General features: G+C 64.1%; 23 protein-coding genes. 16 read left to right on the top strand and 7 right to left on the bottom strand.

Features of this window, described 5'->3' with window-relative positions:
* Positions 1-190: 190 nt before the first annotated feature.
* The 11 genes from ABZ720_RS15960 to ABZ720_RS15910 all read left to right on the top strand — a co-directional run bounded on the left by ABZ720_RS15960 (position 191) and on the right by ABZ720_RS15910 (position 10405).
* Entirely contained in the window at positions 191-1015 is an 825-nt protein-coding gene (locus tag ABZ720_RS15960; protein ID WP_366556519.1) for an ABC transporter ATP-binding protein, read from the top strand.
* Between the two features lie 11 nt (positions 1016-1026).
* A complete protein-coding gene (locus ABZ720_RS15955) occupies positions 1027-1872 on the top strand; it encodes an ABC transporter permease (RefSeq protein ID WP_275824180.1) in 846 nt (281 codons plus the stop codon).
* Between the two features lie 77 nt (positions 1873-1949).
* A complete protein-coding gene (locus ABZ720_RS15950; protein ID WP_366556518.1) occupies positions 1950-3107 on the top strand; it encodes an ABC transporter substrate-binding protein in 1158 nt (385 codons plus the stop codon).
* A gap of 79 nt (positions 3108-3186) precedes the next feature.
* Positions 3187-4272, top strand: coding sequence for a Gfo/Idh/MocA family protein (locus ABZ720_RS15945; protein WP_366556517.1), 1086 nt, complete (start codon positions 3187-3189; stop codon positions 4270-4272).
* A gap of 79 nt (positions 4273-4351) precedes the next feature.
* Positions 4352-5554, top strand: coding sequence for an amidohydrolase family protein (locus tag ABZ720_RS15940; protein WP_366556516.1), 1203 nt, complete (start codon positions 4352-4354; stop codon positions 5552-5554).
* 12 nt (positions 5555-5566) lie between these two features.
* A complete protein-coding gene (locus ABZ720_RS15935) occupies positions 5567-6760 on the top strand; it encodes a hypothetical protein (RefSeq protein WP_366556515.1) in 1194 nt (397 codons plus the stop codon).
* Positions 6757-7536, top strand: a complete 780-nt coding sequence (locus ABZ720_RS15930; RefSeq protein ID WP_366556514.1) for an SDR family oxidoreductase — start codon at positions 6757-6759, stop codon at positions 7534-7536. The genes ABZ720_RS15935 and ABZ720_RS15930 overlap by 4 nt, the downstream gene beginning before the upstream one ends.
* Before the next feature lie 11 nt (positions 7537-7547).
* Positions 7548-8549, top strand: a complete 1002-nt coding sequence (locus ABZ720_RS15925) for a Gfo/Idh/MocA family protein (RefSeq protein WP_366556513.1) — start codon at positions 7548-7550, stop codon at positions 8547-8549.
* Complete coding sequence (locus ABZ720_RS15920; RefSeq protein ID WP_366556512.1) at positions 8546-8890, top strand: hypothetical protein; 345 nt, start codon at positions 8546-8548, stop codon at positions 8888-8890. Before ABZ720_RS15925 ends, ABZ720_RS15920 begins: the two co-directional genes overlap by 4 nt.
* Complete coding sequence (locus tag ABZ720_RS15915; protein ID WP_366556511.1) at positions 8887-10011, top strand: alanine racemase; 1125 nt, start codon at positions 8887-8889, stop codon at positions 10009-10011. The genes ABZ720_RS15920 and ABZ720_RS15915 overlap by 4 nt, the downstream gene beginning before the upstream one ends.
* Positions 10012-10036: 25 nt before the next feature.
* The gene (locus ABZ720_RS15910) at positions 10037-10405 is read left to right on the top strand and encodes a RidA family protein (RefSeq protein ID WP_366556510.1); all 369 of its coding nucleotides are present in this window, start codon (positions 10037-10039) and stop codon (positions 10403-10405) included.
* Positions 10406-10445: 40 nt separating this feature from the next.
* Here ABZ720_RS15910 and ABZ720_RS15905 read toward each other — a convergent pair whose 3' ends face one another.
* Both ABZ720_RS15905 and ABZ720_RS15900 read right to left on the bottom strand, forming a co-directional pair.
* A complete protein-coding gene (locus ABZ720_RS15905; RefSeq protein WP_366556509.1) occupies positions 10446-11564 on the bottom strand; it encodes a serine hydrolase domain-containing protein in 1119 nt (372 codons plus the stop codon).
* Positions 11565-11656: 92 nt separating this feature from the next.
* Complete coding sequence (locus ABZ720_RS15900) at positions 11657-12838, bottom strand: serine hydrolase domain-containing protein (RefSeq protein ID WP_366556508.1); 1182 nt, start codon at positions 12836-12838, stop codon at positions 11657-11659.
* Positions 12839-13185: 347 nt separating this feature from the next.
* Between ABZ720_RS15900 and ABZ720_RS15895 the strand changes: the two genes are divergently transcribed.
* A complete protein-coding gene (locus ABZ720_RS15895; protein ID WP_366556507.1) occupies positions 13186-14688 on the top strand; it encodes a peptidoglycan-binding domain-containing protein in 1503 nt (500 codons plus the stop codon).
* Between the two features lie 106 nt (positions 14689-14794).
* Here the strand turns inward: ABZ720_RS15895 and ABZ720_RS15890 are convergent, their stop codons facing one another.
* From ABZ720_RS15890 to ABZ720_RS15880, 3 genes are all read right to left on the bottom strand, one after another.
* Positions 14795-15631: an ABC transporter permease gene (locus ABZ720_RS15890; RefSeq protein WP_366556506.1), complete on the bottom strand. Its 837-nt coding sequence runs from the start codon at positions 15629-15631 to the stop codon at positions 14795-14797.
* Positions 15632-15653: 22 nt separating this feature from the next.
* Positions 15654-16532, bottom strand: coding sequence for an ABC transporter permease (locus ABZ720_RS15885; RefSeq protein ID WP_366556505.1), 879 nt, complete (start codon positions 16530-16532; stop codon positions 15654-15656).
* A gap of 99 nt (positions 16533-16631) precedes the next feature.
* Complete coding sequence (locus tag ABZ720_RS15880) at positions 16632-17654, bottom strand: ABC transporter substrate-binding protein (protein WP_366556504.1); 1023 nt, start codon at positions 17652-17654, stop codon at positions 16632-16634.
* Positions 17655-17948: 294 nt separating this feature from the next.
* On the opposite strand from ABZ720_RS15880, the gene ABZ720_RS15875 reads away from it, so the two are divergent.
* A complete protein-coding gene (locus ABZ720_RS15875) occupies positions 17949-19004 on the top strand; it encodes an ABC transporter ATP-binding protein (RefSeq protein WP_366556503.1) in 1056 nt (351 codons plus the stop codon).
* 99 nt (positions 19005-19103) lie between these two features.
* On the opposite strand, the gene ABZ720_RS15870 is transcribed toward ABZ720_RS15875, so the two are convergent.
* On the bottom strand, positions 19104-19769 hold the full coding sequence (locus ABZ720_RS15870; RefSeq protein ID WP_366556502.1) for a GntR family transcriptional regulator: 666 nt from the start codon (positions 19767-19769) through the stop codon (positions 19104-19106).
* Between the two features lie 45 nt (positions 19770-19814).
* Positions 19815-21125: an aspartate aminotransferase family protein gene (locus ABZ720_RS15865; protein WP_366556501.1), complete on the bottom strand. Its 1311-nt coding sequence runs from the start codon at positions 21123-21125 to the stop codon at positions 19815-19817.
* A 111-nt stretch (positions 21126-21236) separates the two neighbouring features.
* Here ABZ720_RS15865 and ABZ720_RS15860 point away from each other — a divergent pair, with 111 nt between their 5' ends.
* The 3 genes from ABZ720_RS15860 to ABZ720_RS15850 all read left to right on the top strand — a co-directional run bounded on the left by ABZ720_RS15860 (position 21237) and on the right by ABZ720_RS15850 (position 24721).
* Positions 21237-22565, top strand: a complete 1329-nt coding sequence (locus ABZ720_RS15860) for an aspartate aminotransferase family protein (RefSeq protein ID WP_366556500.1) — start codon at positions 21237-21239, stop codon at positions 22563-22565.
* Positions 22566-22664: 99 nt separating this feature from the next.
* Positions 22665-23963, top strand: a complete 1299-nt coding sequence (locus ABZ720_RS15855; RefSeq protein WP_366556499.1) for a phenylacetate--CoA ligase family protein — start codon at positions 22665-22667, stop codon at positions 23961-23963.
* A complete protein-coding gene (locus ABZ720_RS15850) occupies positions 23960-24721 on the top strand; it encodes an enoyl-CoA hydratase/isomerase family protein (RefSeq protein ID WP_366556498.1) in 762 nt (253 codons plus the stop codon). The genes ABZ720_RS15855 and ABZ720_RS15850 overlap by 4 nt, the downstream gene beginning before the upstream one ends.
* Positions 24722-24794 lie beyond the last annotated feature (73 nt).

The following is a 24794-nucleotide window of genomic DNA, read 5'->3' as shown; positions in this document are numbered from 1 at the left end:
GAATGTAGGAAACCTACAAACTAGGCAAGACCGCAAACCTCAGAAAATTGCGGAAATAGCCCCATAGTCCCAAGATCGCTTGACTCGGAAAGTCGGATAGTTACAGACTGATTTCCGAACGATGACCGGCGCGAGATCGCCCTGGAAAAGGGCAAGCCGCGCACGGCTGAGCAGGGCAGCGCGAGGGACCATGGCCGCGAGGGATTCCCAACTCCCCAAACTGAACGTGACGGAAGCCACCAAGGTTTACCAAACGCGCTCGGGTGACCTCCTGGCGATCGACCGCTGCTCCCTGGCCGTCGAGGAAGGCGAGATCGTCTCGATCGTCGGCCCCTCGGGCAGCGGCAAGACTACCCTGCTCTGGTCGATGTCCGGCCTGCACCACCTGACCAGCGGGGAGATCGCGCTGGACGGTCAGCGGGTCGACGGCCCGCATCCGGACATCAGCATGGTGTTCCAGGATGCCAACCTCCTGCCCTGGCGCACCATCGACGCGAACATTCGCTTTCCTTTCGAGATCAAAGGCGCGAAGCCGGACACCGCCTGGATCGACCAGTTGATGCATCGCGTGGGGCTGGAGGGCTTCGGCCAACGCATGCCGCGTGAGCTGTCCGGCGGCATGCAGCAACGCGTGGCGCTGGTGCGGGCCCTTTCTTTCAAGCCTTCCGTGCTTCTGATGGACGAGCCTTTCGGTGCACTCGATGCCTTCACCCGGGAAGAGATGAACCATCTGATCGAGGAGATCTACCTCGACACCCGCACCACCATCGTGCTGGTGACCCACTCCATCGACGAGGCGATCTTCCTGTCCGATCGGATCGTGGTGATGAGCGCGCGTCCGGGGCGGATCGCGAACATTCATCGGGTTCCCTTCGAGAGACCACGCTCGCTTGAGATCATGGGCACCAAGGAGGTCTTCGACCTGACCCACACGATCAAGAGCGAGATCGTCGGCGACCAGATCAGCAAGGCGCGAAACCGCAAGAAAGCGGCGAACCTGTCCAAGGCCTCTTGAGGAAGCGATTGATGGCAAGCAGCGACGCAATACCCGATTTCAAGCAGTCCCCGGATGGCGGCGGAGAGGTCGGCGTTGCCAACATGTCGGGACTGGCTGCGGGCCCGGGCATCAAGTCCGCGCGCGAGGTCGCGATCATTGCGCTGGTCGCTGTCCTCGTCATCGGTGGTGCGGAACTGCTCTTGCTGGCCTTTGGCGTGCCGCAGTACGTGCTGCCGCGTCCCAGCGAGATTGCCTGGGCCTTGGTGACCGACTTTCACCTGATCGCCCCACACCTGGGCCACACCTTGGTCGAGCTGATCTCGGGCTTCACCATCGGCGCAACGGTCGGGCTCATTCTGGCCGCCGTTATCACCCAGTTTCCCTTCGCCGAGAAGATCATCACGCCCTACATTCTGCTGCTCGTCACCACGCCGATGCTGGCCCTGGTGCCGCTGCTGATCCTGCGTTTCGGCTTCGGCTACGAGCCTCGCATCATCGCGGTGGCGCTGGCATCGGGCCCCATGGTGATGATCAATGCCACAACGGGCTTCCGGCGGGTCGACAGCGCGAAGATCGCGCTCGCGCGCTCCTATGGCGCCTCCACGCTGCAGATCTTCTGGAAGATCCGCGCGCCCATGGCGCTGCCGATGATCTTTGTCGGCCTGATGGTCGGCTCAATCTTCGGGCTGCTGACCGCAGTGGGCGCGGAAATGGTCGGCGGCGGGTTCGGCCTCGGCAACCGCCTGACCTCCTATTCGTCGATGATCCAGATGCCGCAGTTCTTTGCGGTCGTGTTGATCCTCTCGTTCCTGGGAATCCTGATCTACATGATCTTTTTCCTTCTGGCCAAGCGCTACGCGAGCTGGGAGGCGTAACGACAACCTGACGGAAGAACAGGCGGCCCGGTGCGCGGGCCCTCCGCAAACAACCACCTGACAGGGGGATAACCGATATGAAAAAGCTTCTGATGCCCGGCGGCATGGGCCGCCGCACCTTCCTGCAAGTTTCTGCCGGTGGTCTTGTCACCGCCTCTGCACTGGGCCGCTTAAATCCGGCCTCGGCGGAAAACTACGACGGCTTCACCTGGATCTCGCCCCGCGGCTCACTTGAGGTGCTCGACGACTACGGTCTCTGGGCCGGCAAGAAGATGGGCTACTTTGGTGACCTGGAATTCGATACCCAACCCGGTCCGTCGGACGGCACGGCCACGGTGAAGTTCGTGGACGTGGGCCAGGCCGACATGGGCTACCCCTCCCCCGGCATCTTCTCCTTCGCCATCGAGAATGGCATGGCGTTGAAGTCGGTGTTCCACATGGGCGCGCGGGACACCTTCAGCCTCGCCTTCCGCAAGGGCGAGGGCTCGAACGACCTCAAGGACCTGGAAGGCAAGACCATTCTTCTGGGCTCCGCGGCCTGGCAGTCGATCGTCGATCCCATGCTGGCGGTGCAGGGTGTCGACATCTCGAAGGTGGAGTACGTCGAGGCGGGCTGGCCGACCTGGGCCACGGCCCTGCAGGCGGGCCAGGGCGACGCGGCCCTCAGCTGGGAAGGCCTGCGCGCCGAGTGGATCGCGACGGGTCTGGACTTCGAGTATTGGCTGGGTGTGCAGCACTCACCCCTCTTCGCCAACTCCTTCGTTGTGCGGGCGTCCGACCTCGAAGACCCGGACCGCCGCGCCTTCCTTGTGCAGTACCTGCGTGGCTGGGCCATGGGCCTGGAGTTCGCCTACCACAATCCGCGGGCCGCCGTGGAAAGTGTCTTCGAAGAGTTCCCGTCGCTTGCCAGCAACCTCGGCCCGGAGCTCGGCACCACCTCGATCGTGCAGCAGATCAACGTCTATCGCGGCGACATGGACCAGCGCGCCGGCTGGGGCGATCACGACGTGGAAGCCTGGCAGGTCTTCTTCGACACAATCCACGAGCTTGGTCAGATCTCCAGCGCCGTGAGCGCGGAGGACTACGTGACCAACGAGCTGATTGCCGAAGCCAACGACTTCAACAGAGACCAGGTGAAGGCCGATGCCGAGGCCTACACTCTGTCGGAAGAGTTGGAGGCCGTGGATGTCGAAGAGATCCAGGCTCACCTCTTTGACCAGGCCGTGGCCGATTAATCACTGCGACAAATGAGGACGGCGGGCGGCCCCGGTCGCTCGCCGTCACAGAACCCAAAGAGTTTCCAGGGAGGAATGCATGGCCGAAAAGGTGAGAGTCCTGGTTGTCGGGCTCGGCAACATGGGGGCGTCCCACGCCAGCGCCTATCACCGCAATCCCGGCTTCGAGATCGTCGGGCTGATGAGCCGCACGATCAAGTCGAAGCAGATCCCGGAAGAACTCCAGGGCTACCCTCTCTTCGAGGATTTCGAGCAGGCACTGGCGGAACTCAAGCCCGACGCCGTATCGATCAATTCCTGGCCCAACACCCACGCCGAGTACGCCATGAAGGCGATGAATGCCGGCGCCCATGTCTTCATGGAGAAGCCGCTGGCCACGAACATCGAGGATGCCGAGGCGGTGGTTCGGCTGGCCCGGGAGAAGAACCGCAAGCTCGTGCTCGGCTACATTCTCAGGGTTCATCCCAGCTGGACGAAGTTTATCGAACTGGGCAAGACCCTGGGCAAGCCGCTGGTGATGCGCCTCAACCTCAATCAGCAAAGCAGTGGCCCTGCCTGGGCTTGGCACAAGAACCTCATCGACAGCCTGATCCCGATCGTCGACTGCGGCGTCCACTATGTGGATGTGATGTGCCAGCTCACCGGCGCAAAGCCGGTGCGGGTGCATGGCATCGGCGCCAAGCTCTGGGACGACGCGGCCCAACCGAACTACGGCCACCTGCACGTCACCTTCGATGACGGATCGGTCGGCTGGTACGAGGCCGGATGGGGCCCGATGATGAGTGAGGTCGCCTTCTTCGTGAAGGACGTGGTCGGTCCAAAGGGCGCGGTCTCGATCGTGCCGGATCCATCCAAGGCCAAGGCCGAGGAGGATGGCGTGTCGGATTCCGCCGATATCGACCGCCACACCACGACGGATGCCATCCAATACCATCACGCCGAGTTGGACGCGGACAAGAACTTCGCCCGCCAGGACGAGGTCTTCCAGATGGCCGACGAGCCCGGCCACCAGGAACTCTGCGATCGCGAACAGGCGCTGTTCCTGCGCGCAATCCAGGAGGACCTGGATCTGAGCGAGTTCATGGACGCTGCGGTCAACAGCCTGCGGATCGTGTTGGCGGCAGAGCAGAGCATTGAGGAGAAGCGCGCGATCGACCTGACGTGACCGCCAGCGTACTCGCGCAGGAGGGTGGGTGCGCGGTTTTCCGGCCCTGCCCTTCCTGACACCAAGCGGAGACAATGCCATGAGCCAAGCGGCAGGCGCGGCGCCATTCGACCGCGTGCTGAAGGGTGGTCGCATCCTCGATGAACGCCACGGCCTGGACGAAATACTGGATGTGGGAATCAAGGCCGGACGCATCGCAGCCTTGTCCCCCGCCCTCCCCACGGAGGGCGCTCAGGTCGAGAATGTCGCCGGGGCGCTGGTCGTTCCGGGACTGATCGACATCCACACCCATGTCTATCACAAGGCCACGTCGCTGAGCGTCGACCCCGGCCTGATCGCCCGCCGTTCGGCCACGACCACCCTGGTCGATGCCGGCAGCGCGGGTGCCGGAAACTATGACGGCTTTCGCGACTACGTCATGGCCCATTCGCCCTACCGCATCTTCGCTTTCCTGAACGTCTCCTTCCCCGGCATCTTCGGCTTCGAAAAGGGCGTCTCCATCGGCGAGGCAACCCTGCGCGAAATGCTGCCGGTCGACCGCTGTGTGGCGAAGATCGAGGAGAACCGGGACCGCATCGTCGGCGTGAAGGTGCGCATCGGCGGTCCTGTCACCGGAGACCTGGGCCTGGGTGCGCTCGAGCTGGCATTGGAGGCGGCCGAGGCCGTGCAACTCCCGCTCATGGCCCACATCGGCACGGCGCCGCCAAGCTACGCCGAGGTCGTATCCATGCTGCGCCCCGGCGACATCCTGACCCACTGCTTCAGGCCGGAACCGAACTCCGCACTTGCGCCGAACGGAGACCTGCTGCCGGAGGTGCGGGCGGCGCGCGAGCGCGGCGTGCTCTTCGACATCGCGCACGGCATGGGCGCCTTCGGCTATCGCTCGACGGAACAGGCACTTGAACGGGGCTTCCCTCCCGACCTGATCTCCTCGGACGTTCACGTCATCGCCATCGAGGGCCCCGGCTACGACCTGCTCCACACCATGAGCAAGCTGCTCAACTGCGGCCTGCCGCTCCCGGATGTGATCGGCATGTCCAGCAACCGGCCAGCACTGGCGATCAACCGACCCGAGTTCGGGCAGCTTGGCGTGGGCGCGCCGGCGGACATCACCGTGCTCAAGCTTGAAGCCAGCGACTTCCCCTTCCGGGACGTGGCCGGCGAGACCCGCCAGGGGACGCACCTGCTGCAACCGCTTGCGGTCTATCTCGCTGGAAAGCCGATGGAGCTCGGCCGCCGGCCCTTCGAGGAGCCGCACCTGCTTCGGAATGCCAGGCACTGAGGGAAGGAAACCATGAGCTACAAGGCGATATACAGCTACGCCTGGGACCTGGCGGAGACCGGCGTGGCCGAGGCCACCCGGACCTTCCGCGGGCTCGGGCTCGACACCGTGACCCTCGCCGGCAGCTATCATGCCGGCAAGTTCCTGCGCCCCCACGGCAAGACGGGAAAGGTCTACTTCCCCGAGGACGGCACCGTCTACTTCAACACCGATGCGGCCCTCTACGGCGCCATCAAGCCGGTCGCCAACAGCCTGGTGGCGGAACGCGACCTCTTCCGCGAACTGACCGATCAGGGGGAGATGGCGGTCAATGCCTGGATGGTGCTGCTGCACAACAGCCGGCTGGGAATGGCGCATCCCGAGGCCGTGGTCCGCAATGCCTTCGGTGACCCCTACTTCTACAACCTCTGCCCCTCGGCGCCTGAAGTGCGACGCTACGCTGTCGGCCTGGCACGCGACGTCACCGAGAACTATCCCGTCAGCGGCGTATCGATGGAATCGCCCGGCTTCACGCCCTACGCCCACGGCTATCATCACGAGTTCGCGCTAATGAAGTCGAACGCCTGGCTGGATAACCTGTTGGGTCTGTGCTTCTGCGACCACTGCGTGAGCGGCGCGGAGGCGAAAGGCATCGACGCCCGCCGACTGAAAGCCAGCGTCGCAGACGACATTACGGCCTATCTCGCGAGCGACCTGGACTACCCCGAAGACATGGCCGAGGCCTTCTGGCGGGCGGACCTCGTCGAGAACGCGGACCTGCGCCGCTACCTGGACTTCCGTTCCTCCGTCGTCACCTCGCTGGTGGCGGACATACGCGCTGCCGTGCGTTCGGACGCGACGGTGGCCGTCATTCCCTCGGTGGCCCGCCCCACCGCCGGCTGCTGGTACGAGGGCAGCGATCTCCAGGCCCTGGCGCGCACGACGGGCCTGATCGAGGCCTGCTTCTACGAAGCCGGACCGGAGCGGGTGAAAGCCGACCTCTTCGACATCCAGCGCCGCCTCAAAGGCGAAGGCAAGCTGCGCGGCATCCTGCGCCCGGCGCATCCGGACTTCGACTCCCCTGCCGCGCTGCAGGCCGCGGTCGAGGCGCTGCAGGCCGGCGGGGTGGAGGAGATCGCCTTCTACAACTGGGGCCACCTTCGCCCGCGCAACCTGGCCTGGATCGGCAAGGCCCTGGGAGGTTCGGCCCTGGGAGGCACAGAATGAGCGGACAGTTCGCAGGTAAGACCGTCGCCATCACCGGCGCGGCCGGCGGGATCGGGCGACAGCTCTGCCGCTTCTTCGGTGCCGAGGGTGCGGCCATAGCAGCACTGGATCGCAATCCGGGCGTGGAAACCCTGGTCGAGGAGTTGGCGCAAGAGGGCATCGCCTGCCGGGCAGCGGTTGCCGAGCTGTCGGATGCGCCAGCGGTGGAGGCGGCCTTTGCCGAGTTCGGCGAGATACACCTGCTGATCAACAACGCCGGCGTTTCCCGCCACAACACCCTGCGGCAGACCGATCCGGCCGGCTGGGGTGAGGACATCGACGCAAATCTCAACGGGGCCTACCGCTGTGCCCACGCCGTCCTGCCGCAGATGGTGGAGCGGCGGGCAGGGTCTATCGTCAGCGTCGGCTCCATCAACGGCCTCTACGCGCTGGGCGACCCGGCCTACAGCGCCGCCAAGGCAGGCATCATCGCCATGACCAAGGCCATCGCCATGGAGTACGGCCGCTTCGGCATCCGCGCCAACTGCGTGCTACCGGCAACCGTGCGCACTCCGATCTGGGACGCACGCAAGGCCAAGGATCCGGAGGTCCTGAAGCGCCTGGAGCGCTGGTATCCCTTGGGGCGCATCGTCGAACCCGAAGAGGTTGCTCGGGTGATCGCCTTCCTCGCCTCCGATGCCGCCAGCGCCGTAACCGGCGTTGCGCTGCCGGTGGACTGCGGCCTGACCGCCGGAAACATCGTCATGTCGCGCGAACTCACGCTGGAAGATTTCTGAAGGAGGTTCCCATGGACAGTTTGCGAATGGGGGTGATCGGCCTCGGCTGGTTCGGGGAGATTCACGCCGAAACCATCGCGGGGGTGCCGAACCTGGAGCTGGCCGCCCTGTGCACCCGCACCCCGGAGCGGCTTGCCGAGATGGGCAAGAAGTTCGGTGTCTCCAAGCTCTATCGCGACTACCGCGAGATGCTGGATGATCCCGATATCGATGCGGTGTCGATCTGCACCATGTGGGATCAGCACACGGCACCCGCCGTTGATGCCCTGAAGGCCGGCAAGCACGTCTTCCTGGAGAAACCCATCGCCTCCACCGTGGCCGATGCCCGGACCATCACCGCGGCCGCCAAGGACGCGAAAGGCATCCTCTTCATCGGTCATGTGGTGCGCTTCAACCCGCGCTTTCGCATGGCCAAGCAGGCAATCGATGAGGGACGCATCGGCAAGATCGTCGCCCTGTCGTCGCGCCGCAACATCCCGGCCGCCTGGACGCCAACCATCCTGGAGAAGATCGGCCCCATCGTCGGCGATGCCATTCACGACACCGACATTATGCTCTGGATGACGGGGGACCGGATCGTTTCGGCCTATGCCCAGACCGTGGATGTGCGTGGGCTGAAGTATCCGGACATTGGCCAGACCATGTACCGCTTCGCCGGCGGGGCCAGTGCCACGCTGGAGACCGTCTGGTGCATGCCGGAGAAAACACCCTTCGACATCGATGAGCGCATGTCGATCATCGGCAGCGAGGGCATCATCCACATTCAGGACACCTTCCCGAACCTGGCGATCGTCGACGACAACAAGCTGCACTCGCCGGATACAACATACTGGCCGATGTTCAACGGCGTGCGTGGCGGTGCCCTGCGCGAGGAGTTCAACTACTTCGCCTCCTGCGCCCTGAAAGGGGAGGCCGTCACCATCGGCACGGCCGAAGATGCAACGGCGGCTCTTGAGGCGACCCTGGCCGCCGAGGAGTCAGCGAGAAGCGGTGAACTGGTGAGGATAGGATGATGCGCAAGTACGAATTCGATCATGTGGGAATCACCACCACTGAGCCTCAACCCGAGGAGAACTGGGTGGAGGACAGCAAGGTCTGGGTCACCAACCCGCGCAAGCATCCGGAACACATCGAGTTCCTGCGCTACCGGGAGGACAGCACCGTTCCCGCTGCGGTGCGAGACAACCCCCATGTGGCCTACCGGGTCGAGGCGCTGGAGCCCTACCTGGAAGACGCCGAGGTGCTGATCCCGCCCTTCGTCGTCGGGGATTTCCTGGAGGTCACCTTCGTGCGCAAGCACGGCATGATCTTCGAGTACATGCACTACCTCAAGGAGGGCTGGTTCGACGAATGACCATCCGAAGCAAGGATGACGACCTTCCCGCACCGCTGGCTGCCGCGCTGCAGCCCCTGGAGCGGACGCTGGAGACGCTGGAAACCCCTGCCGTTCTGGTGGATGCCGAGGTGGCGGACGCCAATCTGCGGCGCTGGCAGGCACGCTGCGACGCGGCCGGGCTGATCAACCGCCCGCACATCAAGACCCATCGCAGCGTTGCCTGGGCCGGGCGGCAGATCGAACTGGGCGCGCGCGGCATCACGGTGCAGACGGTGGGCGAGGCCGAGGTCATGGTCGCCGCCGGCATCACCGACATCTTCCTCACCACCAACGTACTCGGTCCGGCCAAGCTGGAGCGACTGGCGACCGTCGCCCGGCGCAGCAGCCTCGCAGTCGTGGCGGACAGTGTCGCGGTCGTGGACGGCATCGCCTCAGCAGCGCGCATCGCAGGCGAAACCATAGGCGTCTTCGTGGAATGCGACACCGGCGCCGGCCGCTGCGGGCTGGCCGAGCCGGAGGACATTGCAACTCTGGCCGCGGCCATTGCTGACAGGGACGCTCTGGTCTTCGGCGGCCTCATGACCTACCCCGCCGCCGGCCAGCGTGTCCAATCCGCCGAACGCCTCGAGGCAGCCCGCGCAGCCTGTCTCGCACACGGCCTCCAGGTCCCGGTCATCACCTCCGGCGGCAGCCCGGACATGTGGTCGGACGAGGGATTGGCGCCGATCACGGAGTATCGGGCAGGCACCTACATCTACAATGACCGCTCCCTGGTCGCCGGTGGTGTCGCGACCATCGAGCAGTGCGCGCTGACTGTCCTGGCCACCGTCGTCAGCCGACCGACGGCGGACAGGGCCATCCTCGACGCCGGCTCCAAGTCCCTGACCTCCGACCTGCTGGGGTTGGATGGCCACGGCCTGGTCCTAGCCTATCCGGAGGCCCGGCTCTATGGGCTGAGCGAGGAGCATGGCCACCTGGATGTGTCGAACTGCACCACGGCACCGCAGGTCGGCGAACGGCTGCGCATCCTGCCCAATCACGCCTGCGTCGTGTCCAACCTCTTCGACCGCGTCTTTCTGACCGCAGGCGACAGACTGCTGGGAGCCCTGCCGGTGGACGCCCGCGGCCGGTCCAACTGATCAAGCACAGACAAGGAGTTCCGCCATGACCAAGCAATGCTTCGGCAACGCCAAGGTGCCACTTTCCCCCGCCGTGCGGGCCGGCGATTTCGTCTTCATCTCCGGCCAGGTGCCGGTGGATCAGAGCGGTTCCATCGTTCCGGGCGGGATCAAGGCCGAAACCGAACAGGTGATGAAGAACATCGAGGCCGCCCTGGCCTTGGCTGGCTGCAGCCTGTCGGACGTGGTCAAGACCACCGTCTGGCTGAAGCACGCCGAGGATTTCGCCGACTTCAATGCGGCCTATGCTCCCTTCTTCCCGCAGGATCCCCCCGCACGCACCACGGCCGAGTCCCGACTGATGATCGACATCCGGGTCGAGATCGAGGCCATCGCCTATAAGCCGCTAGCCTGACGACAAGCGCGGCCCCGCTGGATCAGTGGGGCCGCCGCGCTCACTGCGCGTTCAGGCTCGGCAGCAGCGCCTGGAAGATGTCGGCCGGCAGGTTCTGGTTCTCACCGGTGCCGTTCATGAGGATTGCCACCACCCGCTCGGTCCCGGGGTCGTACATCACCAGGGACTGATAACCCAGCCCGGCCCCGGTGTGGCCGATCCAGCCGCCAATCTCACCCATGGCGAAGCCGTAGCGGTCATAGTACGGGCTGCTCCGGTCGTCGTCGGTCGGCCCGAAAGCGGCGAGCCGCTGCGCCTGAATGTCATCGTCCAGCAGACTGCCCGACCCCAGCGCCTGCCCCCAGGCAACGAGGTCGCTGAGCGTGCCGGTGAAGGCGCCCGACGCACCGAACCAGCCGGGCGCCACGGCCGGGAGCGGCTCCACCACGCCGCCCTCTTCCAGTTGGAACGCGCCGGCCACAGGCTCTTCCTCGCTGAAGCCATAGTGCACTGACGTCAGGCCCAGGGGTTCGAGAATCCGCTGCCGCACGACAGCCGACCAGGGCTCGCCCGTCACTTGCTCGATGACCGCCCCCAGCAGCAGCGTGTTGGTGTTCGAGTACTGGAAAGCACTGCCAGGCTCAAAGCTGGTCTCCTGCGCGAACGCCAGGTCCAGCAGCTCGCTTCGCTCGGGCTCACGTTCTGGCGCCGCGAGCAATGCATCGACCAGCGCAGGGTTGTCGGAATAATCCGGCAGACCCGAGCGCATCGCCCCGAGCTGACGCAGAGTGACCTCATCGCCTCCCGTAATGCCGTCCAGGTAGCTGCCCAGCGGCGCATCGAGATCCAGAACGCCTTCCTGCACCAACTGCAGCACCACAGTGCCGACAAAGGACTTGGTGATGCTGCGGTAGGCGAAGCGCAGTTCCCGCGCGCCCTCATCCTCGGCGTTGGGTTGCTCCGGCCGCACGAGGCTGATGACCGAGGTGCCGAGCTCATCGGAGATTGCCAGTTGCACGGTGGGTGGTCGCTCGACATCGATCACCGTTTCAATCAGCGCTGCAACATCGACCGCCTGAGCGACCGGCTGCGGTCCGGTCTCCTCCTGCGCCGCAGCGCCCGGGATGTTCAAAGATGCCAGCAGCAACAGCGCTGCCCCGGCAGCTACTTTTAGGCTCACGCACCCATCCTCCTGATCATAAGCGCCTCGACTTGCACCGTGACCCACCTTCCGGCACAGCCAAGACGCTGCTCGCGTCCAGCGCACCACGCTCACTGGCCATAGCGCGCAAAGAGTTGCTCCATGGCCTGCGCGGCAGCCTCGTCCGCGGCGTGCCCCGGCGCATTGGTGACGACGGCGATGGCCAGTTCGTGTTCACGGTCGACCAGGATCTTGGCCAGATTCATGCCGTTTGAGCCGTTGTGCATAAGTTTCGGTCCATCCGCCCAGGGGGGCGTAACAACACCCCACCCCATTGCATACTCGCCCTGATCGGGCGTGCCCGGCGGTGGGTTCTCACGAACAGGTGTGCGCACCTCGGCGCGATGCAGGTGGGCCAGGGTCTCGCGCGTGACGATGGCAGGGTCGGGGTCTCCCGCCGCGGCGTTCCAGGCGCCCCAGCGCACGAAGTCCAGCACGGACATGTGCGCCGCCCCCGCCGGCGCAAGCAGAGCCGGCACATCGGCCGCAGGCCCCCAGAGCATGGGAGTCAGCCCACCGTCATCTTGTGCCAAATGACCGACTGGCGCGTCGTAGAGTCCGCGTGTGGCCTGCGGCCCCAGCCCGGCGCTCTCCATGCCCAGCGGGTCGAAGATCATTTCGTGGATCAGCGCTTCCCAGGGGCGCCCGGCCGCCGCTTCGGCCATCGCACCGGTGATCAGGTAGCCAAAATTGGCATACTGGAAGGGCGAAGGACCATCCGGCACAACCGGGGCCTCCCCCTTGATCTGGTCGATCGCCCACAGTCGCGCCTCGACGAGGTTCAGCTCCGCCGCTTCCGGAGAGAAGTAGTGTTCAAGGAATTCCTCTGTGTCGCTTGGAATGCCGCTCGAATGCGACAGCAACTGCGTGAGCGTCACCTCGGCCAGCGCCGGGTTCATGCCCTCAATACGATTGCCGAGCACCTCGCCCACCTGGCTGTCCCACCGCAGAGCACCCTGCTCCACCAGGCTGCCCACAATGGTGGCGGTCATGGCCTTGGTATCGGAGCCGATGTGGAAGCGGTCATCAACGGTAACGGGCAGGTCCATCCCCTGCACCCGAGTGCCGACCGCTCCCACGGCGACAATATCCCCTTCCCGGCTGACCGCCGCAGCAAGCGCCGGCAAACCCTGCGCTTCGCGCAAGGGTGTGAGCAGCTCGGCAAGATCATCTTGGGCTGAGGAGGTTTTCGGCAGGCCGCCGACAAGCAGGCCAATCATACCGACTGAAGCCAGGGCTTTGAGACTGGTCATTCTTCTTTCCGGACGTTGAGCCAACACCTTCGCGCAGCTTAGAGACCACTTTGACTGGCGACAAGCGTTCGCCAGTTCACTCAGCCGGCGCCACCATCGCCCCCGAAAGGCAGGCGCCGGAACAGGCTGCACTCCCTCAGCGGCGCTTGACGATGGTCAGATTGAAATAGAACCCACAAAGTCACAGTGAGGCCATGCAATACCCCTTGTAAGGCAACTGGCACAGACCGCATTTACGCATTTAATTGTAATCGCTTCGCGGCTCAGTTTCGCGCTTCTCATTGAACATGATCAGATAATGGTCATCTCTAATCGATAGAGTTGCGATAATCAGGAGGTATCTGACCATGATCCCCAAGCGACATTCAACAGCACTCGTCGCCGTTCTTTTGGCTACCACGGCAATGCCGGGTGTGGCTTTTGCAACTGTCGAGGGAGCCGACACACACGCCTGGGCAGCTCCGGATCGCAGCTCCGTAGGCGCCCAATCCACTTCAGGTCGGGCAGACCTCATACAGCTCGCGCAATCGCGCAGTGTCTTGGAGATCCAGGCCCGGCTCAACCGCCTCGGGTACCAGGCCGGCCCGGAAGACGGCATGATGGGATCACAGACGCGCAGGGCAATCGAGGCCTATCAGAATGATGAAGGCCTGCTCGTGACGGGCGAGCCCTCGCAGTCCCTGCTGAATCACATAGACGAAAGCGTCGAGCAGCGTTTCGGCCGCGCCGAGGAGCCCGAAGCGGACACCCGCGCCCAGGAAACCGACGAGGCCACCGACGACCAGGCCGACATGATCGCGGCAATTCAATCCGAATTGCGCCAGCGCGATTATCGCATTCCGACCGTTTCCGGCGAAATGAACGATGCGACGCGTGAGGCGATCCGGGCCTATGAGCGCGATCGAGGCTACCTCGTGACGGGCCGAGCCACAGCGGAACTGCTTGAGGATCTGCGCGCGAACAGCAACCGCAGCGACCGCGACAATCTGACGAGCAACGACATTGCCGCCATCCAGCAGGGTCTGAATGACCGTGGATACGATGCCGGCCCGGCCGATGGTGTCATTGGTCCGGCAACCCGAACGGCGATCCGGACCTATCAGTCCGACGCCGGGATGGACCCGACAGGCCGTGTTTCGGCCGAGCTTCTCAGCCGTCTGCAAGGCGATGCCGCCGAGGATGAAGATGCCGCCGAGCTCGACGAGCGCGACGACAGTGAGTTCGTCACCCTGCTGTCCGACAATTTCGAAGACGGCGATTACACTTCGAACCCCAGGTGGCGTATCGCGACGGGCGAATTCTCCGTACGCAACGGCGGATTGACCAGCCGCATGGACCCGCCGCGTAGGGATACTGTGGAAGGCGTCGGCCTGGAGTTGCTGGGCTCGGTTCTGGAACGGGAACTGGGCATCCGCCTGCCGTCCCAGGGCGGGGTGGCGACCGCCCACACCGCCGTGGCTATTCCCGAAAGCTTCCGGATCACCACGGAACTATCGGGACGCGACCTCGCCGGCAGCCAGGTCAACATCGGCCCCTATCGCGACAGCCACCTCGGCCATGGCTACCGCCTGGCCTATCTCGACGACAATGCCGAATCCTTGGCGCTCTTGCGCATGACAAGCGACGACCAGGTGGTGCTGGACAGCACATCTCTGTCGCTGGCCAACGATCAGACGGTATCGCTGGATTGGGAACGCCAGGAGGACGGCGCTATGACGGTCGCGGTGAACGGCAACGTGGTGCTGCAGGCCCAGGACACGGCCTTCTCCGGGGGATTCGACGGCTTCTCGCTGATCAATGCAGGTGGCGAATGGACCCTGCACAGCGTGGCGATCGAAGGCCGCGAATAAACGTCATCGCGTCCCACAGGTCAGTCCGCACCCCTCCAAAGGTGACGGGCTGACCCTCCGCGCCCCGATGCCCGCCCGGCCAGCGGAACGACCGCCAGCGGCGGCGCTATTTGAGCAGACCGCTCCGCCTCGCCAGGATCGCCAGCGACGAGATTGTGATGATGCTGACCGCGATCAGCAGCGTCGCGATTGCCGTGATGGTGGGATTCACCTGCAGCATCAGCTCATTGAACATGCGCTTGGGAATGGTCTCGTTCGCGCCGGCCAGAAAGAAGGTAATGATCACCTCATCGAAGCTGATCACGAAGGCAAACAGCCAGGCCGCGGCCAAGCTGGGCGCCAGATTGGGCAGCACCACGGTGACGAACATGCGCTGCCAGGAGGAGCCCAGTGACAGGGCCACCTGCTCGATGCGCACGTCGAAGGAGCGTATGGCGACCGACATGATCAGCACGACGTAAGGCAGGCCGAGCACCGTGTGCCCCATGATCAGCCCTGGCAGCGTGCCCAGAATTCCCAGGCGGGCAAAGTAGATGTAGAGCGCCAGGGCGGTGATCACCTGCGGCACGATGAGGGGCAGGAGGAAGTTCGCCTCGACCGCCTTGCGCCCCAACCAGTTGCCCCTCACCAGACCATAGGCAGCCGCACTGCCAAGCACGGCGGCCAGCGTACTGGATGCCAGTGCCACGATGATCGAGGTGCGCGCGGCCTGCAGCCAGCGCGCGTCACCGAAGAAGGACTCGTACCAGCGCAACGACAATCCGGGCGGCGGGAAGGTCAGCGCTTCGGCGCTGGAGAAGGACATGGGCACCACGATCAGGATCGGCAGCGTCAGAAACAGCAGCACTGCTGCGGCCACGACCGTGACCGTCCAGCGGCCCAATCGATCCGGCAAGGCTTCCGAGCCGCTGCCCTTCTCTCGAGATCCCGTGATGCCTGCCATGCTCAAGCCCCTGTCCCCTTCTTCATGTCTGTTGCCGACTGTTCAGCCACTGGTACACCGCAAAGAAGACCATCGTTATGGCCAGCAGCACGGCGGAGATCGCAGCCGCCATTTCCCAGCGCGGCAGACGGTTGATCAGCACGTCCATCATGTTGGCGATCATCGGCACACGGCCGCCGCCCAGAATCGCCGGCGTGATGAAGAAACCCAGCGTGAGAATGAAGATCAGAATCGCACCGGATGCGAGGGAGGGAACGGTCAGCGGGAAGAAGATGCGCCAAAATATCATCCGCTTCGACGCGCCCATCGATTCGGCCGCCAGCAGAAGACGCCTGTCGAGCCGCATCATCGATGCAAAGAGCGGCAGCACCAGAAAAGGCAGGAGAACGTTGGTGGTGCCGATGATGACGCCGGTCTGATTGTAGAGAAACGACACCGAGGACTCCACCAGTCCCCAAGAGATCAACAGGCGGTTGACGATGCCGTCGTTGCCGAGAATGACGATCCAGGCATAGGTGCGCACAAGGATGGACACCCAGAAGGTCAACACCACCGTCGCGGCAATGATCAAGCGCCAGCGCGGGGAGAGCTTCCACATCCAGTAGCACAAGGGATAGCCAAGCAGGCAGCAGAACAGTGTCGTCAAGGCGGCAATATAGAAGGTGTTGCCGATCACCTTGATATAGACGCTTCGGGAGAAAACCTGTTCGTAGTTCGCCAGAGGTGTGTCCAGCGGATAGAAGGACCACCCCAGCATGATCGCAATCGGGATGTTGAACAGCAGGATGATCACGATCAGGGCAGGCAGCGCCTGAGCCACACCCTGGCCGGGCCGGAGGCGCGCTAGCCAGGAGGCACGCTCTGGCTGTGACACTCCTCTGGTCTCGGACTCAACGCTCATCACCGCCCCACTTCATCCCGGCACGCCCCTCGTGGACAAGAGACGGAGGCGGCCCTGGCAGCCGCCTCCGTCATTCTTGCTCGGTCGCAGCACCAGCCCTTACAGGCCGAGTTTGAATTCCTGCCAACGCAGCTCGACTTCTTCCGCGTTGTCGTACCACCACTGCGCATCGATCAGGAACTGCACGTCGCGGTTCTGCTGAACGGTCGGGAACTTGTCCAGACGATCCTGCGGCAGCAGAGGATCCAGGCCTTCGCTGGGCCCGGTGTAGGAGACGACCTCGGCGGCCGCGGCCTGATTCTCGGCGACCGTCATGACGTGCATCAGCTTATAGACCGCGTCCTTGACCTCGTCAGACGTGCCCTTGGGGATCGCGAAGTAGGTCAGGTCGAGCTGCCCTTCCTCGAAGGTGTACTCGACCCCTTCGACGTCGGTGACACGCCCGGACCAGGCAACGGCGTACTGAACCTCGTTGTCCTGAAGGAGCTGCGGCGGCTGTGCGCCGGCATCCCACCAGACCGCCACGTGATCCTTGATCTCGTCCAGCTTTGCGAAAGCACGGTCCAGGTCCAGCGGGTAGAGTTCGTCGACGGACACGCCATCGGCGATCAATGCCATCGGCAGAATGTAGTTCGGATAGTCCGGGAAGGTCCGGGCGCCTGGGAAGTTCTCGACGTCCCAAAGGTCTGCCCAGCTGGTCAGCGGCTTCTCGCCTTCGCGCCATGCCATGATTGTGGAATAGAACTGCCAGCCCAGACCGTACTCGTCCTTCGCTTCCTCGAAAATCGGCTCGGGATCGATCTTGTCCCAGTCCAGGGGTTCCAACAGATCGAGGGCCTTGGCCTGCTCGAGCTCACCGCTGCTCAGTTCGGTGATGGGCGCCATGATGTTCCCGGACTCGACCATGGCGCGGACTTTGCCCAGGCCGGCGGGGTTCTCCCGGACGACGGTAATGCCGGTCTGCTCGGTAAACGGCTGGATGTAGCCAACCTCGATCGATTCACCCGACGGCCCGCCAGCTTCGATCATGCGAAATTCGCTCGGCTGCGCCAAAGCCGTGGTCGCGCTCAGCGCGAGAACACCAAGGAGACTGCCGAGAGTCCCCGCGACACGCCTTTTCATTTCCAACCTCCTGCTCCTGATTGCTTGTTACCGGCTGCATGACAGCCTTGCAGCCTTGACAGAGGAGTCTGGCATATGTGATCACAGAAGACAAGAAGCTGTCGTTGCAAGGAGTCCCGCCGAGTGGCAAATACAGAGGTATCGCAAAGCCTCGGCACCCGGAGGTATTTCAGGCTGACAATCTGGCAATAGGGTTGCATTTCCAGGAAGTCCTGCACCTTTGTCTTGATATTCTCGGATTGCGGCCAGAAATGCTCGGGACGATGGTGCATCTGACCTTGGGAGGAGGTTAATTTGAGCGATATTTCCCTTGCTGAGATTTCGAAAGCCTATGGCAGTTTCTATGCCGTGGACAAGGCCAGCCTGCATGTAAAGCAAGGGGAGCTCGTTACCATTCTGGGGCCCAGCGGCTCCGGAAAGACGACACTGCTCAATCTGGTTGCCGGGCTGACCCAGCCGAGCGCCGGGCGGATACACATTGGCGGCAGGGATGTCACACAGCTTCCCACCGGCCAGAGAAATGTGGGCCTGGTCTTCCAGAGTTACGCGCTCTTCCCCCACATGACCGTCTTCAACAACATCGCCTTCCCCTTGAGGGTGAGGCGCTATGCCAGCAAAGATATCGAAGCCGCGGTGAGCGCCGCGCTGCAAACGGTCAGGCTGGACCACCTCGCAGAGCGCAAGCCCTCGCAGCTTTCCGGCGGCCAACAGCAGCGGGTGGCCCTGGCGCGTGCCTTCGTGTTCGAACCCGAGATTTTGCTTCTGGACGAACCACTCGGCGCGCTCGATCGCAAGCTGCGCGAGGAGGTTCAGGTTGAGCTGCGCGCCCTGCAGCGCAAGCTGGGCATCACGACGGTGCTGGTCACCCATGACCAGGAGGAGGCGCTTTCCCTTTCCGACCGCATCATGGTGCTGAACGAGGGGCGGGTGCAGCAGCTCGGCACCCCGGAAGAGGTCTATATGCGCCCGACCAACCGCTTCGTGGCGGACTTCCTGGGCACCGCAAATTTCCTGTCCGGCAGCGTGCAGGGCGCGAACGGCGCCTGGTCGATGCACCTGCGCGAAGGGGGCTCCGTTGCCTGCGGCCAGCCGCCTTCCTCGGCGCGCGAGCACTGCATGATCATCCGCCCCGAAAAGCTGCAGTTGAATGCTCAGGACGTCGAGGGTCCCCGGGCGACCGTGCGCGACACCATCTACCTCGGACAGACGGTCAAGTACGTGCTCGACACCGCAATCGGCCAGGAGATGGTGGCGGTGCTGCCGCCAGAGCCCCGCTTCAGCATCGGGGACAAGGTGACACTGCAATGGAACCCCGAAGACACCTGGTTCATCGACGCGCAGGAGGCCTGAGCGGAGTGCCGTAGACCGGATCGCGTTAATCTGAATCACCCAGGGTTCAGATTGAATGCGCGAATCCGTTCTACATTAAAGAGATAGAGCCGGTCGGCTCTACGCCCGCATTTCCTCGAGTATCACCGCAGCAGCGTCGCGCAGGTCCGCCTGTACTGCGGTGCGCACGGCAATGGGGTTACGCTCCTGCAGCGCCAGAATGATGTTTCGGTGATGCTGGATCGCGACGTCGCCGCCATGCCGCTGTCTGTAGTAGTTGAGCAAGGGGCCAACCTGAAGCCAGAGGGATTCGATGATCTCGATGGTGATCGGCCGCTGTGCACAGGCGTAGAGGTGGAAATGGAACTCCTGGTTGGAGCGCAGGAAATTCTCGTCCCGTGACAGGTTGGCTTCGATCTGCGACTGGATCTCGCGCAGCGTCGCCAAATCCGTTTCAGTGATCACCAGCGCCGCCAACTCCGCCAGATCGCCCTCAAGCTGCAAGCGCAGCGCCAAAATCTCCTCGAATTCGTCCCTGCTCAGCGATCTCAGGCGGAAGCGGCGCTGCCCATCCACTTCCAGAATGCGCTCAACGAGCAGGCGGCGAAGGGCATCGCGCACCGGCATGGTGCTGGTGCCCAGCTTCTCGGCCAGCCCTCGTATGGTGACCGAGGATCCCGGCTGAAGCTGCCCCCCCATGACGACCCGGCGAATCTCTTCGTACACCCGGTCGTTCATCGTTTCTCGGGCGATGCGGCGAAATCCCTGGTGCTCCGGTCTGTTCATGGAAACCTTGGCCTCAGAGCTGCGGCCTGCTGCTCCGGCACGCTCCTAGCCTGCCAGGTGCGGCTTCATTGTGATGATGACGTCATCGAAGGCTTCGGCAAAGGCGTCGTGGTCCTGCGCGGTCAAAGGCAGGGACAGGCTCATGAAGCCCCGACGGGCCAGGTAGAAGCCGCGCTCGAGCATCTCCAGGTGGAAGAGCGCCCGCGCCCGCGGGTCGCTTTGCTTGGCAACCGCCGGAGAGGTGATGGGGCGGTCGTGGAGGTGAATGCAGAGGATGCTGCCCACCCCGGTCACCCGCACCGGCACATCGCGCGCCTCGGCGAGCTTGTTCAGGCGATCGCGGAGCTGCTCACCGGACTGATTGAGCTGCGTGACCACTTCCGGGGTCAGCACCTGCTCGAGAGCGGCCACGCCGGCGGCCATCGACATCACATTGTTGTTGTAGGTTCCCGAGTGCAGCAGGGCATTCGGCTGGCTTGGATCGAAGTACGACATCAACTTCGCCGCGCCACCGAAAGCTCCGAATGTCATGCCCCCGCCGATGTACTTCCCGAAGGTCGTCATGTCGGGAATGATTCCAAGCTGGCCCTGGCGGCCCTGCGGGCTCAAGCGCGAGGTCATGACCTCGTCGAAGATGAGGACGATTCCGTGCTCGCGGGTCTTGTCGCGGAGCATGGAGAGGAACTCGACCGAGCCCGGGATGGCGCCGCCGGAGCCCATCATGGGCTCGACGATGACGCAGGCGAGTTCGGACTTGGCCTCGTCGATGATGCGGGCGGTTTCCTCGACCTGATTATAGTCGGCAAAGTGCCAGCGATAGGGAACGTTGAGCGGGCTGGGTCGATCGCCGTCGAAGGTCAGGACGCCGCCATGATAGGCGTCCTTGAAGACCAGGACGCCTTCCTTCCCGGTGACCGCACGCGCCAGACCGATGGCGTTGATGTTGGCCTCGGTCCCGGAGTTGCACATGCGAACCTGCTCGCATGACGGAAAGCGCTCGCACATGAGTTCGGCAAGGCGGCTTTCATACATGTTGGGGCCACCGAAGGCATAGCCCTTCGACAAGGCCTCCGTCACCGCCGCGCGGATGGTGTCGTTGGAGTGCCCGAACAGTCCGGCCGTGAATTCGTTCAGGAAGTCGGTGTAGACATGACCGTCGGCATCGTGAAGCTTGGCGCCCTCGGCGCTGACGATGGCAAGCGGAAAGGGGCTGTAGTGCAGCACCGTGCGGGTGTTGCCGCCCGGCAGGTGCCGGCAGGCCGCTTCATGGCGCGCTGCGCTTTTCGGGTTGCGGTCGCGATAGTTGCGCTCGGCGATAGCGAGCGCATCATCGAGAGTATCATTTCGCTTTTGCACGACACGTTCCCCTTCATTGCCGAGCTTGCGGCACTTCGGCATATGTGATCACATATGCCGAACGCTATCTTGCGGCAATAATACTGTCAACTGAGTGGGGAGGCGAGTGAGATGCATCTGTGGGTCAATCAGCATCGGCGCGATCAGCGCTTGCCAAAGGTCGCACATGGTCAGGGCTGCGAGCTCTTCGACGACCAGGGCAAGCGTTATCTCGACGGTTCCGGCGGCCCGGCGCTCTTCTCGCTCGGCTATGCCCACCCCGAGGTGAATGCGGCAATCAGCGAGCAGCTGTCCCGGATCCAGTTCGGCTATTCGACCACCTTCACCAGTGACGCGATCGACGGACTGGCCGAGATGATCGCCGAAGAGGCCGGACCGGAGCTGAAGTATACCAGCTTCGTGTCCGGAGGCTCGGAAGCGACGGAAACCGCAATCAAGGTTGCGCTTCAGTATCATGCGGCGCAGGGCAACCCAGGCCGCACCCATTTCATCGCACGCCGCCAGTCCTGGCACGGCTACACCCTTGGCTCGCTGTCCATATCCGGCCATCTGGCCAGGAGACGCCCTTACGAGAACGTGCTCATGCCGGTCACCTTCGTGTCCCCGGCCAACGAGTATCGTCCCCCTCTGGGCGTCGCGCCGGAGGGCCTCACGGACCACCTCGCGCGGGAACTGGAAGAGGCGATCCTGCGGATCGGGCCGGGCAAGGTCGCGGGCTTCATATTCGAGCCGGTTGTGGGCGCCGCCGGAGGCGCCGTTCCCTGCCCGCCAGGCTATGCCCAGAAGGTCCGGGAGATTTGCGATCGCTACGGTGTGCTGATGATCGCCGACGAGGTCATGTGCGGCATCGGCCGCTGCGGCAGCTGGCGCGCCTTGGCCCTGGAAGACGATTGCCAGCCGGACATCATGACCATCGCGAAGGGCATGGGCGGTGGCTACATGCCGCTGGGTGCCTGCGTCTACCGGCAGAGCGTCTACGAGGCGATCACCGACCAGTACGGCACCGTGGCGTCCGTCCACACCTATTCCGGACACACGCTTGCCTGCGCCGCCGGCCTGGCGGTGCTCCAGGTGATCCGCCGCGACGGTCTTGTCGAGAAGTGCCGACGTGACGGCGACTATCTCATGGACGCCTTGCGCAAGCGTTTCGGCCAGACAGCGCACGCCGGCGACATTCGCGGGCGCGGCCTCTTTGTCGCGATCGAACTGGTGGAAGATCGCGACAGCAAACGGCCCTTCCCGCCCGAGCGGAAGATGGCGGACCGGGTTCGGGCCGCGGCCCTGGAAGAAGGACTGATCTGCTACCCCTCAAGCGGTACGGTGGATGGAATCAACGGCGATCACGTGCTGCTCTCCCCGCCCTACATCGCAACCCAGGCCGAATTCGACGAAATGGTGGAGAAGCTCGCAAAGGCCTTCACCAAGCTTGGGCTGTGCTGACCAGCCTTGCTCCTGGACGGCCTGAAGGATGGCCGACCGGGGCAAGCCAGCGGCAGCCTTTGCGGCATAGTTGCGTGTGACAGGGGCAGGAGCGGCACGGTGATCAAGGGCGCGGAGTTTCTCGGTGCGGACGCGCTTTGGGCGCAGCAGCACGAGGCCTGGGGGGCGCAACGCAACCACGTCGCGCAGAACTCGTCCTTCTATCAGGCTCTGTGGGGCGGCAAGCCCCCTCCCCGCGATCTTCGGGATCTGCCCGAGCTGCCGCTCAGCGATAAGTCGCAGTTGCGCGACTCGCAGGCCGCCAGCCCGCCGTTTGGCGACTATCTGGCGGCGCCCAGGGACCTGGCAACGCGGCTCCACCGCACATCCGGCACCACGGGACAGGCCATGAATCTCGCTCTGTCCAGGCGGGACTGCGAGATCACGGCCGCCGTCGGCGGGCGCAGCCACCGCGCCGCGGGTCTCGGACCTCAGCACACTGTGGTCCATTGCCTGAACTACCGGATGTGGATGGGCGGCGTTACCGACCATCTCACGCTGGAGGCAACGGGCGCTCTTGTGGTCCCCTTCGGGGTCGGCAACACCGAACTCCTGGTGCAAACCATCCAAGAGGTCGGGATTACGGCAATATCCTGCACGCCCTCCTATCCCGCCGTCCTGGAGCGCGTGATCCGGGAGCGTTTCCCCAAGCTGCAGCCACGCGATCTCGGTCTGAAGCTGGGCCTGTTCGGCGGAGAGCCCGGCCTGGACGATCCGGCGCTGCGGGCTCGGCTTTCCGAGACATGGGGCATGGCGCCCCGCAACGCCAACTACGGCGTTTCCGACGTCCTGTCCAACTTCGCGGCCCAGTGCGAGCATGACTTATCGCTGCATTTCCTGGCGTCGGACGTCCTCTGGCCCGAACTCGTTGACTCCGACACGCAGTCGCCCCTGCCGGTGCAGGCAGGGCAGAAAGGCGAACTGGTACTCACGCATCTGGTCCGCGACTGCCAGCCGCTGGTGCGCTTTCGCACCGGGGATATCATCCGTGTAACCGAGACGGACCCCTGCCGCTGCGCACGGACCGGCTTCCGATTTCGGGTGGTCGGTCGCAGCGACGACATGGTGACGGTCCGAGGCCTCAATCTCTTTCCCTCGATGGTCGCGGCCGTACTGAGCGAAATGCCGGAACTGTCCGGGAACTATCGCATCATGCTCGACGGCCCGCCCCCTTACGACCACTTGCCGCTGCACGTGGAGTGCGCTGCAGGCGTGCCCGACACCGCGGAGCTGACGGAAAGAGTGGCAGCCGCAATCAAGCAGAAGCTTGGGGCCACTTCGCGCGTCACGCTATTGGCCGCAGGCTCGCTTCCGCTCACAGAAGGCAAGACGAAGCACGTCATCCGGAGCCACCCATGACCGATTACAGCTATGCCACGGTGCTGAGCACGCTCGAAGCCGGCGCCGTTCGCCGCATCACCTTGAACCGGCCCGAACGCCTGAACGCCATGAACCGGCAGCTCATCGAGGACGTGGCCCAGGCGTTCCAGGACGCCAACGCCGACCCACAGACGAGGGCCATCGTCTTCACCGGCGAGGGCAGAGCCTTCTGCGCCGGGGATGACAGGCACGAGCATGTGCATCCCGATAATGAAGAGGCCGCGCGCGAGCTGGTGGACGCCATCCAGCAGGCAACCCGGGCAATCATTTTCGGGCCCAAGCCGGTCGTCGGCGCCATAAACGGCTGGGCCGTGGGCGGTGGCTTCGAATGGGCCATAAACTGCGATTTCCCCATATGGTCGGAAGACGCACGCGCCTTTTTCCCCGAGGTCTCGCTCAATCTCTTCGTCACCGGCGCGGTGACAGCGCTCCTGCCCGCACTTGTCGGCCTGAACAAGGCCAGGGAAATGCTTCTTCTCGGCGAGCGCTACGGGGCAGCAGAACTGGCGGAAATCGGCGTTGCCTGGCGCGTGGTCCCGCCTGATAGCCTGCTGGCCGAGGCCCATGCCGTGGCGCAGCGGCTCGCCGATCTACCTCCCATGGCCGTGCGGACCATGAAGCGAACGTTTAACGCTACGGCTGCCGCGGATCTGCATCGAGCACTGCAACTGGAAACCGACGCCACAGTCGCCGGCTTCATGGACCCGGAAACCACCTCGCGCCTCAAGGCCTTCTGAAAGCAGCCAGCCGCCCTCCCCGTCTCAAGGGGCGGGCGCTTGAGTGGTGAGGAGATGCTCGCTCTCGCGAGTG

This window comes from Aquibaculum sediminis (assembly GCF_040712085.1).
GTDB lineage: Bacteria > Pseudomonadota > Alphaproteobacteria > Kiloniellales > DSM-21159 > Aquibaculum > Aquibaculum sediminis.
The sequence above is the reverse complement of the archived record's forward strand: the minus strand, read 5'-3'. Positions and strand labels throughout refer to the sequence as shown.

Bases quoted from the DNA above. Each gene is read 5' to 3' on its own strand.
- ABZ720_RS15890 (WP_366556506.1), bottom strand. From the start codon at position 15,631: ATGGCAGGCATCACGGGATCTCGAGAGAAGGGCAGCGGCTCGGAAGCC.
- ABZ720_RS15935 (WP_366556515.1), top strand. From the start codon at position 5,567: ATGAGCTACAAGGCGATATACAGCTACGCCTGGGACCTGGCGGAGACC.
- ABZ720_RS15910 (WP_366556510.1), top strand. From the start codon at position 10,037: ATGACCAAGCAATGCTTCGGCAACGCCAAGGTGCCACTTTCCCCCGCC.
- ABZ720_RS15900 (WP_366556508.1), bottom strand. From the start codon at position 12,838: ATGACCAGTCTCAAAGCCCTGGCTTCAGTCGGTATGATTGGCCTGCTT.
- ABZ720_RS15930 (WP_366556514.1), top strand. From the start codon at position 6,757: ATGAGCGGACAGTTCGCAGGTAAGACCGTCGCCATCACCGGCGCGGCC.
- ABZ720_RS15960 (WP_366556519.1), top strand. From the start codon at position 191: ATGGCCGCGAGGGATTCCCAACTCCCCAAACTGAACGTGACGGAAGCC.
- ABZ720_RS15860 (WP_366556500.1), top strand. From the start codon at position 21,237: ATGCATCTGTGGGTCAATCAGCATCGGCGCGATCAGCGCTTGCCAAAG.
- ABZ720_RS15920 (WP_366556512.1), top strand. From the start codon at position 8,546: ATGATGCGCAAGTACGAATTCGATCATGTGGGAATCACCACCACTGAG.
- ABZ720_RS15925 (WP_366556513.1), top strand. From the start codon at position 7,548: ATGGACAGTTTGCGAATGGGGGTGATCGGCCTCGGCTGGTTCGGGGAG.
- ABZ720_RS15885 (WP_366556505.1), bottom strand. From the start codon at position 16,532: ATGAGCGTTGAGTCCGAGACCAGAGGAGTGTCACAGCCAGAGCGTGCC.
- ABZ720_RS15850 (WP_366556498.1), top strand. From the start codon at position 23,960: ATGACCGATTACAGCTATGCCACGGTGCTGAGCACGCTCGAAGCCGGC.
- ABZ720_RS15945 (WP_366556517.1), top strand. From the start codon at position 3,187: ATGGCCGAAAAGGTGAGAGTCCTGGTTGTCGGGCTCGGCAACATGGGG.
- ABZ720_RS15880 (WP_366556504.1), bottom strand. From the start codon at position 17,654: ATGAAAAGGCGTGTCGCGGGGACTCTCGGCAGTCTCCTTGGTGTTCTC.
- ABZ720_RS15955 (WP_275824180.1), top strand. From the start codon at position 1,027: ATGGCAAGCAGCGACGCAATACCCGATTTCAAGCAGTCCCCGGATGGC.
- ABZ720_RS15895 (WP_366556507.1), top strand. From the start codon at position 13,186: ATGATCCCCAAGCGACATTCAACAGCACTCGTCGCCGTTCTTTTGGCT.
- ABZ720_RS15915 (WP_366556511.1), top strand. From the start codon at position 8,887: ATGACCATCCGAAGCAAGGATGACGACCTTCCCGCACCGCTGGCTGCC.
- ABZ720_RS15950 (WP_366556518.1), top strand. From the start codon at position 1,950: ATGAAAAAGCTTCTGATGCCCGGCGGCATGGGCCGCCGCACCTTCCTG.
- ABZ720_RS15870 (WP_366556502.1), bottom strand. From the start codon at position 19,769: ATGAACAGACCGGAGCACCAGGGATTTCGCCGCATCGCCCGAGAAACG.
- ABZ720_RS15940 (WP_366556516.1), top strand. From the start codon at position 4,352: ATGAGCCAAGCGGCAGGCGCGGCGCCATTCGACCGCGTGCTGAAGGGT.